This window comes from Arthrobacter sp. 24S4-2, assembly GCF_005280255.1.
Classification (GTDB): Bacteria; Actinomycetota; Actinomycetes; order Actinomycetales; family Micrococcaceae; genus Arthrobacter.
In genome coordinates this window covers 1,349,817-1,365,197 of the sequence record NZ_CP040018.1, presented here as the reverse complement: position 1 = coordinate 1,365,197, position 15,381 = coordinate 1,349,817, and the positions used below count along the sequence as shown (strand labels likewise).

General features: G+C 66.1%; 13 protein-coding genes and 2 pseudogenes. 10 read left to right on the top strand and 5 right to left on the bottom strand.

Annotated features, from left to right (window positions below):
- Positions 1-205 precede the first annotated feature (205 nt).
- Both FCN77_RS06400 and FCN77_RS06395 read left to right on the top strand, forming a co-directional pair.
- Positions 206-1,176: pseudogene (locus FCN77_RS06400) on the top strand (serine protease).
- Positions 1,157-1,366, top strand: a complete 210-nt coding sequence (locus tag FCN77_RS06395) for a hypothetical protein (protein ID WP_137321595.1) — start codon at positions 1,157-1,159, stop codon at positions 1,364-1,366. Before FCN77_RS06400 ends, FCN77_RS06395 begins: the two are co-directional and overlap by 20 nt.
- A gap of 67 nt (positions 1,367-1,433) precedes the next feature.
- On the opposite strand, the gene purH is transcribed toward FCN77_RS06395, so the two are convergent.
- Positions 1,434-3,116 carry a bifunctional phosphoribosylaminoimidazolecarboxamide formyltransferase/IMP cyclohydrolase gene (gene purH, locus FCN77_RS06390; protein ID WP_137321594.1) on the bottom strand — a complete coding sequence of 561 codons (1,683 nt, stop codon included), beginning with the start codon at positions 3,114-3,116 and terminating at the stop codon, positions 1,434-1,436.
- Positions 3,117-3,288: 172 nt separating this feature from the next.
- Between purH and FCN77_RS06385 the strand changes: the two are divergent.
- Positions 3,289-4,640 (top strand): annotated as a pseudogene (locus FCN77_RS06385) (MFS transporter).
- A gap of 73 nt (positions 4,641-4,713) precedes the next feature.
- Here the strand turns inward: FCN77_RS06385 and FCN77_RS26665 are convergent.
- A complete protein-coding gene (locus tag FCN77_RS26665; RefSeq protein ID WP_254678883.1) occupies positions 4,714-5,223 on the bottom strand; it encodes an endonuclease domain-containing protein in 510 nt (169 codons plus the stop codon).
- Between the two features lie 590 nt (positions 5,224-5,813).
- Positions 5,814-6,377, bottom strand: a complete 564-nt coding sequence (gene purN, locus FCN77_RS06375) for a phosphoribosylglycinamide formyltransferase (protein WP_137321592.1) — start codon at positions 6,375-6,377, stop codon at positions 5,814-5,816.
- Between the two features lie 38 nt (positions 6,378-6,415).
- Here purN and FCN77_RS06370 point away from each other — a divergent pair, with 38 nt between their 5' ends.
- Complete coding sequence (locus tag FCN77_RS06370) at positions 6,416-6,838, top strand: hypothetical protein (RefSeq protein WP_175417169.1); 423 nt, start codon at positions 6,416-6,418, stop codon at positions 6,836-6,838.
- Between the two features lie 57 nt (positions 6,839-6,895).
- On the opposite strand, the gene FCN77_RS06365 is transcribed toward FCN77_RS06370, so the two are convergent.
- Complete coding sequence (locus FCN77_RS06365; RefSeq protein ID WP_137321590.1) at positions 6,896-8,212, bottom strand: DUF6350 family protein; 1,317 nt, start codon at positions 8,210-8,212, stop codon at positions 6,896-6,898.
- Positions 8,213-8,274: 62 nt separating this feature from the next.
- Positions 8,275-8,877 (bottom strand): hypothetical protein, encoded by a 603-nt coding sequence (locus FCN77_RS06360; protein ID WP_217496242.1) that lies wholly within the window; start codon positions 8,875-8,877, stop codon positions 8,275-8,277.
- A 142-nt stretch (positions 8,878-9,019) separates the two neighbouring features.
- Here FCN77_RS06360 and FCN77_RS06355 point away from each other — a divergent pair, with 142 nt between their 5' ends.
- From FCN77_RS06355 to FCN77_RS06330, 6 genes are all read left to right on the top strand, one after another.
- Complete coding sequence (locus tag FCN77_RS06355) at positions 9,020-9,481, top strand: DUF4383 domain-containing protein (protein WP_137321588.1); 462 nt, start codon at positions 9,020-9,022, stop codon at positions 9,479-9,481.
- A gap of 311 nt (positions 9,482-9,792) precedes the next feature.
- The gene (locus FCN77_RS06350; RefSeq protein ID WP_137321587.1) at positions 9,793-10,398 is read left to right on the top strand and encodes a helix-turn-helix domain-containing protein; all 606 of its coding nucleotides are present in this window, start codon (positions 9,793-9,795) and stop codon (positions 10,396-10,398) included.
- 311 nt (positions 10,399-10,709) lie between these two features.
- Positions 10,710-11,894 (top strand): MFS transporter, encoded by a 1,185-nt coding sequence (locus tag FCN77_RS06345; RefSeq protein ID WP_254678882.1) that lies wholly within the window; start codon positions 10,710-10,712, stop codon positions 11,892-11,894.
- 11 nt (positions 11,895-11,905) lie between these two features.
- Entirely contained in the window at positions 11,906-13,288 is a 1,383-nt protein-coding gene (locus FCN77_RS06340; RefSeq protein WP_137321585.1) for an FAD-dependent oxidoreductase, read from the top strand.
- Positions 13,285-14,574, top strand: coding sequence for a CaiB/BaiF CoA-transferase family protein (locus tag FCN77_RS06335; RefSeq protein ID WP_137321584.1), 1,290 nt, complete (start codon positions 13,285-13,287; stop codon positions 14,572-14,574). Before FCN77_RS06340 ends, FCN77_RS06335 begins: the two co-directional genes overlap by 4 nt.
- A complete protein-coding gene (locus FCN77_RS06330; protein WP_137321583.1) occupies positions 14,571-15,377 on the top strand; it encodes an enoyl-CoA hydratase-related protein in 807 nt (268 codons plus the stop codon). The genes FCN77_RS06335 and FCN77_RS06330 overlap by 4 nt, the downstream gene beginning before the upstream one ends.
- The last annotated feature ends 4 nt before the right edge of the window (positions 15,378-15,381 follow it).

The window sequence follows — 15,381 nt, the reverse complement described above, 5'->3', positions numbered from 1 at the left end:
GCAGGGCGGGTTGACGCCTACCGGGGCCCGCGAAAGCGCGTAGCATGACCCCGGCCAACGCCGTGGAGGACCAGGCAAGCGTTTACAAACGCCACCAATACAAGAGTTGTGTATTGCTTTACAAAATTGTCATGGCTGGGTAGGTTCATTCCACCAGCGGCGGCCACCATCTGAGGCCGCCGCATCACTTCTGGTTAGGACAACCATGACGAATACGAAGACTCTGGCCACCAGCCTCCTGAGCCTCTCCGCCGCGGCACTGCTTGCCGTCTGCGCAGCCGGCGGGGCAACCGCCGCACCCGCATCATCACAGGGGACGGGCAGGTTGCCGCCCAGTCGGTGGACAGCAGCAGTGCCGCCAACTACTGGACGGCCGACCGGATGCGCACGGCCGTCCCCGGCGACGTATTGGCCAGCAAGGCCCTCCAGCGCGGCAACGCCTCGTCAGCCGCGGCGGTGGAAAAGGGCTCCAGCACCAGGATTGCCGGCAAGTCAGGCAGGGGCAAGACTCCGCTGCATGCCGACGAAAGTCCGGTGTCCCACATCGGCAAGGTCTTCTTCACGATGGGCGGCAGCAACTACGTCTGCTCGGGCAACTCCGTGGTCTCCAACAACAAGAGCACCGTGTCCACGGCCGGCCACTGCGTCAACGAGGGTCCGGGCGCATTCGCCACCAACTTCGTCTTTGTTCCGGCGTACCTGGACGGCGCCGCACCCTACGGCAAATGGGCCGCGAAAGCCCTGTACACCCCCACCCAGTGGAGCTCCGCCGGTGACATGCAGTACGACACCGGCTTCGCCGTCGTATCCCAGCTCAACGGCCAGAACCTGGCCGACGTCGTGGGTGCTTCGGGTGTCCAGTTCAACGCCGCCCGCGGCCTGGCCTACAAGTCCTACGGCTACCCCGCCGCCTCCCCGTTCAACGGCGCATCCCTGGTGAGTTGCACCGGACCGGCAAGCAATGATCCGTACAGCCCGCAGTTCCAGACCCAGGGCATCCCGTGCGACATGACCGGCGGTTCCTCCGGCGGTCCCTGGTTCATCGGCACCGATTCCAGCGGCTATCAGAACTCGATCAACAGCTATGGCTACGGCAGCCGGTCCGAGGTCATGTACGGACCGTACTGGGGCTCGGTCATCCAGCAGGCGTACTCGAATGCATCATCAGCGAACTGACAACCAGGATCCCGGAGATGAGGGCGTGAGCCACAGCGACATCAGCCAGGCCCCGGAGGAGATCATCGCCTACTGGACCCCTGAACGGATGGCCGGAGCGAAACCGCGGGAGGTTCGGCTTCCGGAACCTGACGGGGCACCTGACACGGAACCCGGCGCTGACGCGGACGCCGGAACCGAAGAGGGCTAACTGAATTAACGACGACGGCGACCGTCCCTTTTCGGGGGCGGTCGCCGTCGTACGTGGTCAGCAGGTGCTAGTGGAAGAAGTGGCGCGCACCGGTGAAGTACATGGTGATGCCCGCGGCGTTGGCCGCGGCGATGACCTCGTCGTCCCGGACGGAACCGCCGGGCTGGACCACGGCACGGACGCCGGCGTCGATCAGGATCTGCAGGCCGTCAGCGAACGGGAAGAATGCATCGGAGGCTGCCACGGCACCGCGGGCACGCTGCGGGGCGCCGCTGGCAACGGTGTTGGAGGCACCGCCGGGGGCATCGCCCCCAACAGCACTGTCGGAGTCCACCGTCACGCCGAGAGTGTTGGCGCGTTCCACGGCCAGCTTGCAGGAATCGAGCCGGTTCACCTGGCCCATGCCGATGCCGACCGCGGCTCCGTGATCGGCCAGCAGGATCGCGTTGGACTTGGCGGCACGGCAGGCGGTCCAGGCAAACGCGAGGTCAGCCAGCGTGGCGGCGTCAGCGGCTTCACCGGCGGCAAGGGTCCAGTTGGCGGGGTCGTCGCCGTCGGCGTCCACCTTGTCCGTGACCTGGACCAGCACGCCGCCGGAGACCTGGCGCATTTCGGCCGGGTACCGGTCATAGCCTTCGGGCAGGGCAAGCAGCCGGATGTTCTTCTTCTTGGAGAGGATTTCCACGGCTTCCGGCTCGAAGTCCGGGGCGATGACCACTTCGGTAAAGATGCCGGCGACAGTGTTCGCCATCCCGGCAGTCACCGTGCGGTTGGCTGCAATGACACCACCGAATGCGGAGACGGGGTCGCAGGCGTGGGCCTTGGCGTGGGCGTCCGCGATGGGGTCCGCGGCGTCGGCGGAACCGACGGCCACGCCGCACGGGTTGGCGTGCTTGATGATGGCCACGGCCGGCTCGGCGAAATCGAATGCGGCCCGGAGGGCGGCGTCGGCGTCAACGAAGTTGTTGTAGCTCATCGCCTTGCCGTGGACCTGGTCCGCCTGGGCGATGCCGGCCGGAGCGGCCTTGTCCACGTACAGTGCGGCCTGCTGGTGCGGGTTTTCGCCGTAGCGGAGAACCTCGGAGCGTTCCAGCGCGAGGCCGGCGTAGGCTGGCCAGTCGATCATGCCGTCGCCGTCCTCATCGAGGAACTGGCTGGCGGTCCAGGTGGCAACCGCGTTGTCGTAGGTGGCGGTGTGCGCGAAGGCCTTGGCAGCCAGGCGCTGGCGGGTCTTCAGGTCGAAGCCACCTTCAACGGCGGCGCGGACAACGTCGCCGTAGAACGTGGGGTCCACCACAATGGCGACGGCGGCATGGTTCTTCGCTGCGGAACGCACCATGGCGGGGCCTCCGATGTCGATCTGTTCCACGACGTCGTCCTGCGCGGCACCGGACTTGACGGTCTCGACGAACGGGTACAGGTTCACGACGACGAGGTCGAAGGCCTCGATCTCCATGCCGGCCAGCGTTTCCATGTGGGCAGGGACGCGGCGGTCGGCCAGGATGCCGCCGTGGACGCGAGGGTGGAGCGTCTTGACGCGGCCGTCCAGCATCTCCGGGGAGCCGGTGACTTCCTCGACTTCCTGCACTGGGATGCCCGCGGCGGCGATCTTCTTGGCGGTGGAGCCGGTGGAGACGATCTTGACGCCGGCTTCGTGCAGGCCCTTGGCGAGCTCCTCCAGACCGGTCTTGTCGTAGACCGAGATCAGGGCTCGGCGGATGGGAACACGGTCTAGCTGCGTAAAGCTCACAAAGGTCTCCGTCTTTTGACACGGTTGGTGCCGCGGTTGGTGGGGATGTGGCCAGTTTATCGTGTCCTGCGGGCTGCCCTCCCTGCGCGCCCGACTGTGAAGGCTGCGCACGCACCGTGAAGGCTGCGCACGGACCCGGCCGTGCAACGTAAAGTTTCCTCAGGAGGCCGAGATGAATACTTACACCACTGTGCCCAGCGGCGAACAGGTGGTCCAGGAACTGCCGTGGCGATGGAAAGTCCAGGGGCGGATCTTCGTGATCGGCGGCCTGGGTTTCATGTTCGACGCGTGGGACGTGACGCTCAACGGGATCCTCATTCCGCTGCTGTCCAAGCACTGGGCGCTCTCCCCCGGCGATGCTGCCTGGATCGGCACGGCGAACCTCATTGGCATGGCCCTGGGCGCGTTCGCCTGGGGCACCATCGCGGACACCATCGGACGCAAGAAGGCCTTCACGGCCACCTTGCTGATCTTCTCCCTCTTCACGGTCCTGGGCGCCTTCTCCCCCGATTTCATCTGGTTCTGTGTGTTCCGTTTCATGGCCGGTTTCGGCCTGGGCGGGTGCATCCCGGTGGACTATGCCTTGGTGGGTGAATTCACGCCGCGGAAGCAGCGCGGCAAGGTCCTCACGGCAATGGATGGCTGGTGGCCTGTGGGCGCTGCCTTGTGCGGGTTTATCTCCGCCTGGCTCGTTGCCGCCTTCGCCGATTGGCGGCTGACCATGCTGGTGATGGTGCTGCCGGCCCTGCTGGTGTTCTGGGTGCGGCGCGGCGTGCCTGAGTCGCCGCTCTTCCTCATCCGCAAGGGCCGCCGAGACGAGGCCGCAAAGGTGATTGACGACCTGGTCATGGCCACAGGCGCCGAGCCCCGCGCCTACAGCCTCCCGGACGCGCAGGATGCACCGCGGCTCTCCGCCGGCAGCGCCTGGCTCCAGCTGGTCCGCGTCTGGAGGTTCAACTGGAAGATCACCGCCGCTGCGTGGTCCTTGTTCTTCAGCATCCTGCTGGTCTACTACCTGTCCCTGACGTGGATGCCGCGGATCCTGATCGGCGCCGGATTCGAGGACTACAAGGCGTTCATCACCACGGCGTCCATGGCCGCCGTCGGGCTCCTGGGCGTGGTGGTGGCCGCTGTGCTGGTGGAACGGATGGGGCGCAAGTGGATCCTGGCGATCACCGGGCCGCTGTCCGCACTGACCCTGGTGATTGTGGCGTTTGTGGTGGATATCCCGTCCGCCGCGGTGTTCTGGCTCCTGGTGTTCGGCTTCATCGTGCAGGTGGCCATTCCGGTGCTGTATACGTACGTCTCTGAGCTTTATCCCACGGACCTGCGCGGCACGGGCTTCGGCTGGGCGTCGACGTTCTCGCGGCTGGGGCGGGCTTCGGACCGCTGATTTTCGCTTCGATCCTATGGCCGCAGCTTGGCCTGGCGACGTCCTTCGCCCTGGCCGGCGGGCTGGTCCTGCTGTCAGTGCTGTGGATGGCGTTCTTCTCCCCAGAGACCAAGCAGCGCACGCTGACGTAAGCGGCTCCCTCCCCTTCCCAACTAGGTAGCAGCAGGTGTCGTTTTGAGCCCCCAAAACGACACCTGCTGCTACTTACTTGGGTAACCACCCGCGGCTGAGGAGCGCGGAGCGGACCTTCGCTACCGCAGGGCGTGCGTTGTTCTCCATGTGGCGCTTGGAGATCCGCACGAGGGTCCACCCTGCGCGGGCGAAATCGTCTTCGCGGGCGATGTCCTTGACGATCTGCGCTGCCTCGGAATGGCCCTCGCCTTCGTACTCCACCGCCACTTTGCGTTCCGGATAGCTCAGATCCGGTTGACGCACGACGCCGGCATGCAGCTCTGTGGGCACGTTCAGTTTCGGTTCGGGCAGACCGGCGTTTTCCAGTGCCAGCCGAAGACGGGTCTCCGGTGCTGAATCGGCTCCTACCCGGGCCTGTTCCAGGGCAAGCCGGGCCTTCCGAATGCCGGGTGTTCCTTTGTGTCGGTCCAGCATGTCCTCGAGTTGTTCACGCGTGGCGTGTGGCTCAGCCCGCCCCTCGAAATCCGGCCTGGGAATTCTCAGCAGGTAGTCCGCGACCACGGTCAGTTCATCAATGCTCATTTTCCGAGCGCAGTCCAGCCATGTCCGTATCCTCGAGGTGACCAGCAGTCCGTGGAGAGCGACAATTTCGTCTCCAAAGAACTGACCGCGATGCCCCCGTACGCCGGTTCGTCTGGGGATTGCCAACGTGTCCGGACGGGAAATGTGAATGATCGTCTCGTCAGTGCCCGGCAGGAAGCCCGGAAACGACCAAAGTGTGAACGCGGTGGCGTGGGACGCGGCCGAGAATTCGGTGACCAAGGTGACGGGTCGGACTTGCGGCAGCAGTCCGGTGCCGTCGCTTTGCCCCGGCTGCCTGATTCCGCGGCTTGGCGCGGACAGCGAACGGTGACGCAAGCGGCGGCGGGTCACACCGGCGTCGACCGCTTCCTGGTACGTGAACGCTGCGGAACTGAGTGGTTCCGGCAGCGGCTGCGGGGTCTTCATCGCCCCATCGTGGCAAATATTGTGCGGGGGCGAGGAAGTTATCCACAGGCCTAAGCGCACACAGCCCAACTAGGTAGCAGCAGGTGTCGTTTTGAGCCGCCAAAACGACACCTGCTGCTACCTAGTTGGGAAGGAACGGTGCGGGAGGGGCGGGAGGTCGGAGGCTACGCGGCGCCGAGCTGCGCCAGGGTCGAGACCAGGAGCCTGCGCTCCACCACCTTGATGCGCTCGTGCAGGGTGTCCTCGGTGTCGTCGTCGCGGATGGCAACGGCTTCCTGGGCGATGATGGGGCCGGTGTCCACGCCAGCGTCGGCCCAGTGCACGGTGCAGCCGGTGACCTTCACGCCGTAGGCCATGGCATCGCGCACCCCGTGCGCTCCGGGGAACGCCGGCAGCAGCGCGGGGTGGGTGTTGAGGTATTTGCCGTCGAACGCGTCGATGAACTCCGGGCTGACAATCCGCATGAAGCCAGAGGACACCACCACGTCCGGCCGATACGCGGCCACAGCTTCGGTCAGAGCGGCGTTCCAGTCGCCACGGTCCGCGTAAGCCTTGAAGTCCACCACGAACGTGGGAATGCCGGCCGCAGCCGACCGCTCAACGCCGTAGGTCCCCGGCCGGTCGGCGCCGACAGCGGCAATTTCCACGTCCAGCTCTCCCGCCTTGACGGCGTCAATGACTGCCTGGAGGTTGGAGCCGGTACCGGACACTAGGACTACGATGCGCATGGCTCTAGCTTATGGGCGGCTCGCGTAGGCTTGAAAACATGAACCCCCCGAAGGACCCCGCCGGTCTCCAGCAGCCCCTCAGCGAGGCCGCGAAAACGTCACAGCTGAAGACGCGCAACCTGTTCCGCATCTTCATTGTGGCCGTGCTGGGCGCGTTTTTCGTCTACCAGCTGGACCTGAACTACCTGTGGCTCACTGCCATCCTCACGGCGGCGGGCATTGCGGTGGGCGTCATGGTCCTGGTCCGCGCCATCCGCCTGAAGGAATCAAAGCTGGTGCTCTTCGGGACCATCTCGGGGCTGGTGGTGACTGCGGTGATGGTGCTGCTGCTCCTGGTTTCCGCGGCGTTCTTCACCCAGATGCGGGACTTCCAGCAGTGCTCACGCTCCGCACTCACCCAGCAGGCCATGGCCCAGTGCCAGACCCAGCTGGAGAAATCCCTCCCCGCCCAGCTCCGCTAAGCCGGCCCCGGGTCCTGCTGTCCGGCCGGGCCGGCTGGCCGAAAGCGATGCCCAGACCTACGGCTGGGCCGCTTCCAGGTCAGCTTCGCGCAGCTTCTGCTGGCGTTCCAGCCAGGGTCCCGCCGCGTACCCGATGACGACGCCGATGCCCACCTCCGCGGCCACCCACAGCGCGGTGCCAAGCGGGTCGGGGCCGATGTCCGTGAGACGGCCGATCCCGGCCGATCCGCGCGCCATCCAGGCAAGGCCAGCGGCCATCAGTCCTGCCGCCACCCCGATGATCGCGCCAAGGACGACAGTCGAGGCCGACGCCGTGAACCAGCGGGACCGGACCTTGATCGACAGCCATTCGTCAAAGTGGTTTTCGCCTTCGCGAAGGAACCACCAGCCTGCCAGGACGCCGGCCAGAACGGGCACAACGAGCGCCACGAAGCCGTAGTCGAGCGAGCCGGACGGCAGCGCGGCGAACACCGGGATGGAGGGCAGCGGGCCAACGGCGGTTCCAAGGGGTCCGGCCTGGGATCCGATTCCCAGGGCGAAGCCGGCCCCGGAGGTCCAGGCGAGCGCAAAGACCGCCAGGTTCGGCAGGAAGCCGAGCTGCGCGATGGTGAGTACGGCACCGCCCATGGCGCCGGCGTCGAGCCCTTCATACACGGCGATCACCCGGTCCCAGTGGATAAACAGATCCACCGCCAGCAGCGCCGCGGACATGGTGAAAGCGGCCATCAGAGCCACAAAGCCTGCCTTGATGGAGGAGCCCAGGTAGGAACCGGCCCAGCGGGAATGCTGGCTGGTCCGGGCGAGCCAGTCCACGGCGTCGACGCCAATGAGGCGACTCCAGGACCCGGCTTCGCGCCGGGCGCCCACCACCATGCCCAGGCCGAACGGAACCAGCGGCATCAGCCCGGCGACCCAGAGGTGGATGGCGACGTCGTCCGTGCGGCAGACGAAGCCCGTGGCCAGGCCGAAGCTGCCGTACACAAGCCAGGAACCCAGCAACGCCTGCCAGAGCTGGTCGGTGTAGGACGCCCGGGCCAGCCGTCGGCCGGCGCGCCATGCGAGCAGGAACGGTATGAGCGTGAGGCCCAGCGGGATCAGCGACAGCGTTCCCGACTCGGTCTGCGCTGCGGCCTCCCCCGCCACCATTGTCAGATGCAGGGGCACGCCGTGGATCAGCAGCCAGGCCTGGCCGCCGAGCCTGGCCAGGGCGTCGAAGTCGTTGTTCCGGAAACCGGCCGTGGCCCAGACCGCCACGATGGGCGCCAGCACCACCAGGGCGGAAATCACCGCAGCCTGCGCCGACTCGAGCGCTCCCTGCAGCCACAAGGGCATGGGAATGCCAGTTTCTCCGGTCTGATCAGCGCGCAGTTTCATCGTGTTCCATGGTGTCACGGGAGGCGGCCGGTGCCCGTCTGCGACAGGCTCAAATCCGGGAGTTACCAGAGCTCATAGTTGTCCCTGCTGATCATGAAGCCGTGCCCTGTCCGAAGATGCGCGCAGGTCATGGCGCCCGGAGCACGTTCGCACACCATGTTGCCCAGCCGCACCGTCTGGCCGTCCTGGATCCACGGCCCCGGGAATGCCGGCCCGGCCACTTCCTCCGCCTCCATGGGGGACGTTCCGTTGCCGCACAGCCCGTACTGGGCGCCGCCGTCGAGCGTCACCACCGCATAGCCGCCAAAGTATTCGCTGAGCCCGGTGCATTGGCCCTTGATGTCCCCGGGCCGGGGCGCGACGTCGGTGAGGAAGTGGCAGGCCGCCGCGTCCGCGCCGATGGAGCACTGCATGTCCTTGCTGGCGGACTGCACCACCACCGGCAGCGGCGCCTGCCACGGCTGCGCGTTGACCTTGGGCAGGAGCTGTTCGGCCCTGTTCAGGGGTCGGGCGTTCAGCGGACGGGAACCGGCTGTGGGCGCCGCCGGCCTTGCGGGGTCCTGCATCTTCAGCGCCCCCACGGCGGGGGCCTGGCTGGCCGGAACGGCCACGCTGCAGCCGGCGCCGAGCAGCAGCATGACGGTGGCCACGAGGGTTCGGAGCATCAATTGTGAAGGGCGCATGGTCCTGCCAGTCCAGCAGAACAGGGCGGTTCTGTCGCTGGGCAGAAGTCCCCATCCCCGGCGCTTTTTTCATTACTGGGCCGTAAAATTGGAATGTCCGCAATCAGTGGTTGGAGGCAGAAAAATGACTACCGCATCCCCACATGCACATGGCGTTCACTTTGGACGTACTGACGTTCAAAACGTTGGCATGGGTGCAGGTATTGTCCTTATGTTGGTGGGTGTTCTGGGGTTCATCCCGGGCATTACCCAGCAGTACAGCGAACTGAGGTTCCTTGGGCCTGATTCGCACGCCATGTTCCTGAACCTGTTCCAGGTGTCCATGCTGCTCAACATCGTGCAGCTGGTCATCGGCGCAACAGGCTGGGCAATGTCCCGCAGTGGAATGGGCGCCCGGAACTTCCTCATGGGCTTTGGTGCGCTGTACATCGTCCTCAGCATCTTCGGGCTCAGTGTCGGAGTGGGATCGGCAGCTAATTTCCTGTCGCTGAACACGATGGATAACTGGACCCACATGGTGCTGGGTGTGCTGATGATTGGCGTCGGCTGGATCCTTTCGCGGCATCTGGCCGAGGACCGCCCGTAGCCCGGATCGCCTTAGCCGGGACATAAGGAGCCGCTAATGAGGAACGCTTCATAGCAATCTGAAATGTTTTAACCACCGGTTGGTGCAGTTGTCCTGTGAAGTCGCAGGCGGCTGCACCAGCTTTTTTGCGTTAAGGCCCGACGGCGGGTGGGCAGCTCGGATGGGCAACCCCGTGGGCGCTGCGGCCGCCGGAACCACTCACGAATCTTCATTCCTGTAATGATTTTCAATTTAATGAAGAAGAATCATTGACTCGCTAAAAATCTTCACTATAGTTGTGTGAGTCAGGTCACCCAGTGAAAGATACGCCAATGACCACCGAGAGCACCACCCCCGCCCCGCCCGCCACCAGCGCCCTGCTGGTTACGGTCGGCAACAAGGTGCGGTCCATGCGCAAGGAAAAAGGCATGACCCTGGCCAAGCTCTCGGACATTACCGGCCTCAGCCAGGCGATCGTCAGCCAGATCGAGCGCGGCATGGCCAACCCATCCTTCACCACCCTGGCGCAACTGGCCCACGGCCTGGACATTCCGGTGGGGAAATTCTTCATCGGACAGGAAGCCTCCAAGTCCCCCGTGGTCCGCAAATCCGAACGGCGCAACCTCAAGGGCGTCACCCGCGAATCCGTTGGCGAAGCAGTGCACGAGCTGCTCACCCCCGGCCTCAACGGCGGCATCGAAGCCCAGTGGATCATGACCCCGCCCGGACACGACACCAGCTCAAATCCCTTTAGCCACAGCGGCGAGGAGTTCTGCTACATCGTCTCAGGCCGTAAAGACGTCTACCTTGACGGCGTCTGCCACAGCCTCAGCGAGGGTGATTCGATCACATATTCATCGGAGATCCCGCACTGGTACAAGAACAGCTACGAAGAGGTATGCGTAGCGATCTGGGTTAACGCACCACACGCGTGGTAATCCGCCGACCCCAACCGGCACTTACCGTCTCATCACTGTCCGGGCCTGAAACCATGCCCGCCGACAGTCCTTGCATCCTTCGCATCTTCCGTCCTGCCCCCCAAGACATCGATGCGTCATACCCTCCCACGCCCACTACGGCGTAAGCGTAAGGACACTTCCATGCTCGACACACAAGCGACAGACCCCCGAGGGACAGACAAAGTAGTCACGCCCCCGCACCAACCCGCACACCCGAAAAACTCACCCCGGCCGTCCGCAAGGGCCTGCTGGGACTGGGCCTGGGCAACGCCCTCGAATGGTACGACTGGATGGTCTTCGGCCTCCTCTCCGCCTTCATCGGCCCCAACTTCTTCCCCAACACCGATCCCCTCTCCGCCACGCTGAACGCCCTGGCCGTGTTCGCCGTCGGCTTCGCGTTCCGGCCGCTCGGCGGCATCCTGCTCGGCACCTTGGCGGACCGCATCGGCCGCCGCCGCGTGATGCTGCTGTCGATCATGCTGATGGCCGGCACCACCCTGGTCATCGCCGTCTGCCCGAGCTACCAGCAGATCGGTGCCTGGGCCGGCATCATCCTCGTCGCGTGCCGCGTCCTGCAGGGCATCTCCACCGGCATCGAAGCCCCGCTCTCCACTTCGCACGCCGTGGAACTGGTTCCGGAAGGCCGCGAAGGCTATGTGGCCGGCATCATGTCCTTCTACGTCAACATCGGCATCCTGCTCGCCTCGCTGGTCAGCTTCCTCTGCAGCCTCACCCTCGGCGGTGCGGCCATGGCCGACTGGGGCTGGCGCGTACCGTTCATCATCGGTGCGGCCTTCGGCTTCGTCGTTGTCTACCTCCGCCGCGCCCTGCCCGAAACCCTCAAGCCCGAGGAAATGGCCACCAACACCCCCGGCGCCGTCTGGACCGGAGTCCGCAAGCACTGGCTGTCCGTCCTGGCTATCATCTTCGTCGTCGGCGCAGCCCAGGCGTACAACTACGCCTGGAACGTGGGCCTGCCCAGCGCGGCACGCAGCGGGTTCAAGGAAGATCCCACGGCAGTGTTCGCCCTGACCACCATCCTCGGCGTCGTCCTGGTGCTGGGCAGCTGGATCATCGGCAAGCTGGCCGACGGCAAGTCCATGTCGCGCTGGTTCCTGATCACCCGCATCCTGGCCATCCCGTCCGTGTTCCTCATGCTCATGTACGTCCAGCCCGGCATCGGCGGCTTCGCTGCAGTCCTCCTGGGCGGCTCCGTGGTCCTGGTCCTGAACATGACCCTCTACAACGTGGTCAGCACGTCCCTGATGCCCAAGAACTGCCGCGGCACCGGCGTGGCCCTCGGCTACGGCATCGGCGTTGCCCTGTTCGGCGGCACGGCGTCCTACCTCCTGGTCTGGCTCCAGTCCATGAACCTCAGCTGGGTCTTCCCGGTCTACGTGGCCGTCCTGTCCATCCTCAGCATCGTCTTCTACCTCGCCGCCCGTCGCCGCAGCGGCCTCTTCGTCGGAAACTAAGGATCCCTCCCATGAACTCGCTTGAAACAACGTCCTCGCTGGAACTTGCCACCACGACGGCGGACCTCACCGCCCCGGTCATCTCCCGTTCGAACGTCCTCGTGGTGGGCGGTGGCCCCGCAGGTGTGGCCGCAGCCGTCACCGCAGCCCGCTCCGGCGCCACTGTCACCCTGCTGGAACGCTACTCATCCCTCGGTGGCCTTGCCTCCGGCGGCATGGTCCTGGTGCTCGACGACATGATCAACGGCCAGGAAATCACCGTTACCGGCATCGTGTCCGAATACGTCGAGCGCCTGCAGAGGCTGGGCCTCGCCGTCGTCCCCCCGGCCGATGACCGCAAGACCTCCGAGGAACTCTGGAACAAGTGGGGCCGCTACGGCACCTTCGACTTCCACTCCCACACCAATCCCAAGCCCATCTGCTACGCCGCTGCGTTCGATCCGGACGGCTGGAAGCGCGTCTCCAACGACCTGGTCCGCGAGGCCGGCGTGGACCTGCGCCTGCACTCCTGGTTCTCCCGCCCCATCGTGGACAACGGCGTGATCAAGGGCGTCATCTGCGAGACCAAGCTGGGCCCGCAGGCGTTCATGGCGGACATCGTCATCGACACCACCGGCGACATCGACGTCGCCTCCCGGGCCGGCGCCAGCTACGCCAAGGACAACTACCTCACCACGCTCGTCTTCCGCCTGGGCAACGTGGACACGGACGCAGCCGAGGCGTTCGAGCAGGCCAACCCGAAGGAAGCCCGCGCCATCAACCGCAAGATCAAGCGCCTCCTCGGCGGCGCCTGGGAACTGTGGTGGCTCAAGACCCCCATCGACGGCGTGGTCTGGTGCAACGCCCCGCACATGACCGGCTTCGACGGCGTGGACCCGGCGGACATGACGGCCGCGGAGTTCGCCGCCCGGGACCGGATCTCCGAGGCTGTGGACTACGTCCGCGCCAACCTCCCCGGCTTCGAGAACTGCTACATGCTGGACGTCGCCTCCCAGATGGGCGTCCGCCAGACGCGCCTGCTGCAGGGCGAGTACGTCATGACCAAGGACGACGTCACGCAGCGCCGGCACTTCGCGGACACCGTGGCCCGCGGCCGCGACTACTACTACCCGTATCGCTCGCTGCTGCCCAAGGAAGTGGACCAGCTCCTGGTGGCGGGCCGCCACTACTCCGCCACCCCCGAGGCGCAGAAGATGTCCCGCGAGATCCCGCCCTGCATGGCCATGGGCCAGGCCGTCGGCGTTGCCGCAGCCCTCGCCGTCGGGAACGGCGTCCTGGTCCGCGACGTGTCCGCGCTGGACATCCAGCAGGGCATGCGCCGGCACGGCGCCGACCCGGGCGACGTCCCGTCGTCGAACGCCACCGTGGACGCCGACGCGGCGGTTCCGGCATGAGCACCGTGACTGAGGAACGGACGGAACAGGCACGCACGACGGCGGCGCCCGCCGCCGCTGCCGTCCCCCAGACCGATGCCCAGAGCGATGTCCAGCCCGTCGGCACCCCGCTCCCCCTCCACGGCATCAAGATCGTGGACTTCACGCAGGTATTCATGGGCCCGTCCTGCACCCAGCTCCTGGGCGACTACGGCGCGGACATCATCAAGGTGGAACGCCCGGGCGCCGGGGATATCTCGCGCAACTCCTTCCCGGACAAGGACGGCCAGGACAACCCGATCTTCCTGTCCATCAACCGGAACAAGCGCAGTATCTCAATCGATACCCGCACCGAGGAAGGCCGGAATGTCCTGCACGCCATCATGGCGGACGCGGACGTGGTGGTCAGCAACTTCCGCTCCGGCGTGATGGAGCGGATGGGGTTCGGCTACGAGGAGCTCAAGGCGGAGAACCCGGGCATCATCTGGGCCTCCGGCACAGGCTTCGGCCCGGTGGGCCCGTACTCCCACAAGGGCGGCCAGGACGCGATCGCCCAGGCCTACTCGGGCGTGATGTGGCGGCGGGAATCGGACGACCAGAAACCCTCGATCTACCCCACCACGCTGTGCGACTACATCACGGGCATGCACCTCATGCAGGGCATCCTGCTGGCGCTGCGCACCCGGGAAACTTCCGGCGTCGGCCAGAAGGTGGAGGTGACCATGTACGACTCCATGCTGCACCTGCAGATGCAGGAGGCCTGCATGCAGCTCAACCGCGGCTACGAGGTCAACTGGGGCGCCATGCCCCTGAGCGGAGTGTTCGAAACCACCGACGGCGCCGTGTGCATGGTGGGCGGCTTCACCCCGGACCCGCTGGCCCGCATCTCCGAGGCACTCGGCCTGGACGAGGACCTCACGCTCCGGCCCGAGTTCGCCGACCTGAGGCAGCAGTTCCAGCACAAGCCGGCCCTGCAGGCCATCTTCCGCGAGCGCATTGCCACCAACACCACCGAGTACTGGACCGGCAAGCTGGAGGACCAGGGGCTGCTCAACGCACCTGTCCACACCCTGGAGCAGGCCCTGGCCGATGCGCAGACCGAAGCCAACGGCATGATCGTGGAGGCCGAACACCCCGGCGTCGGCACGGTGCGCATGCTCAACGCGCCCATCCGGCTCTCCGCCACCCCGCCCACGGTTCGGCGCGTGGCGCCGCGCCTGGGCGAGCACAACGTGGAGGTCCTGCTGGAGAACGGCTTCGATGAGGAGACCATCGAGCGCCTGCAGCAGCTGGGGGTGCTGCGGTGACGGCCGTTGTGGAACAGGCAGTGGACCAGGTCACACTGACCATAGAGAACCACGTGGCCACGGTGGTGATCGACCGGCAGCACGTGCTCAACGCCGTCGACGGCACCGCCCAGGCACGGCTCAACGAGATCTGGGAGCAGCTGGAGCAGGACCCCGACGTTCGTGCCGTCGTCATCACCGGCGCCGGCACCCGGGCCTTCTGCGTCGGGGCGGACATGTCCGCCTCCGCCGTGGACAAGACCGGCCTCGAATACTGGGCCAGCCTGGACCCGAACGGGTTCGGCGGGCTCAGCCTGCGCACCAGCCTGGACATACCGGTCATCGCCCGGGTCAACGGCTATGCCCTGGGCGGCGGCATGGAGATCGTGCTCGGCGCGGACATCGTGGTGGCATCGGAGAACGCCAAGTTCGGGCTGACGGAACCCCGCGTGGGGCGTTTGGCGCTCGACGGCGGCATCCACCAGCTGGTGCGGCGCATCCCCCACACCCAGGCGATGGGCATGCTGCTCACCGGCCGGAAGGCGGATGCCGCGGAGATGCAGTCCAGGGGCCTGGTGAACGAGGTGGTCCCGGCAGAAGGGCTCGACGCCGCGGTGCAGCGCTGGGTGGACCAGATCGTGGTTTGTGCCCCCACCTCCGTCCGCGCCGTGAAGCAGATGGTCACGCAGACCGGCCATCTCACCGCCAAAGAGGCCCGTGGCCTCCGGCTGCCGGCCCTCATGGCCGCACTGGACAGCGAGGACTCGGCCGAAGGCGTACGCGCCTTCCAGGAAAAGCGGCCGCCGGTCTGGCCGGGCCGCTGATGCC

What these genes read in the sequence shown, in the direction of transcription:
- FCN77_RS06370 (WP_175417169.1), top strand. Translation starts at nt 6,416, where the DNA reads ATGAACCCCCCGAAGGACCCCGCCGGTCTCCAGCAGCCCCTCAGCGAG.
- FCN77_RS06350 (WP_137321587.1), top strand. Translation starts at nt 9,793, where the DNA reads ATGACCACCGAGAGCACCACCCCCGCCCCGCCCGCCACCAGCGCCCTG.
- purN (WP_137321592.1), bottom strand. Translation starts at nt 6,377, where the DNA reads ATGCGCATCGTAGTCCTAGTGTCCGGTACCGGCTCCAACCTCCAGGCA.
- FCN77_RS06360 (WP_217496242.1), bottom strand. Translation starts at nt 8,877, where the DNA reads ATGCTCCGAACCCTCGTGGCCACCGTCATGCTGCTGCTCGGCGCCGGC.
- FCN77_RS06365 (WP_137321590.1), bottom strand. Translation starts at nt 8,212, where the DNA reads ATGAAACTGCGCGCTGATCAGACCGGAGAAACTGGCATTCCCATGCCC.
- FCN77_RS06395 (WP_137321595.1), top strand. Translation starts at nt 1,157, where the DNA reads ATGCATCATCAGCGAACTGACAACCAGGATCCCGGAGATGAGGGCGTG.
- FCN77_RS26665 (WP_254678883.1), bottom strand. Translation starts at nt 5,223, where the DNA reads ATGAGCATTGATGAACTGACCGTGGTCGCGGACTACCTGCTGAGAATT.
- FCN77_RS06355 (WP_137321588.1), top strand. Translation starts at nt 9,020, where the DNA reads ATGACTACCGCATCCCCACATGCACATGGCGTTCACTTTGGACGTACT.
- FCN77_RS06340 (WP_137321585.1), top strand. Translation starts at nt 11,906, where the DNA reads ATGAACTCGCTTGAAACAACGTCCTCGCTGGAACTTGCCACCACGACG.
- FCN77_RS06345 (WP_254678882.1), top strand. Translation starts at nt 10,710, where the DNA reads ATGGTCTTCGGCCTCCTCTCCGCCTTCATCGGCCCCAACTTCTTCCCC.
- FCN77_RS06335 (WP_137321584.1), top strand. Translation starts at nt 13,285, where the DNA reads ATGAGCACCGTGACTGAGGAACGGACGGAACAGGCACGCACGACGGCG.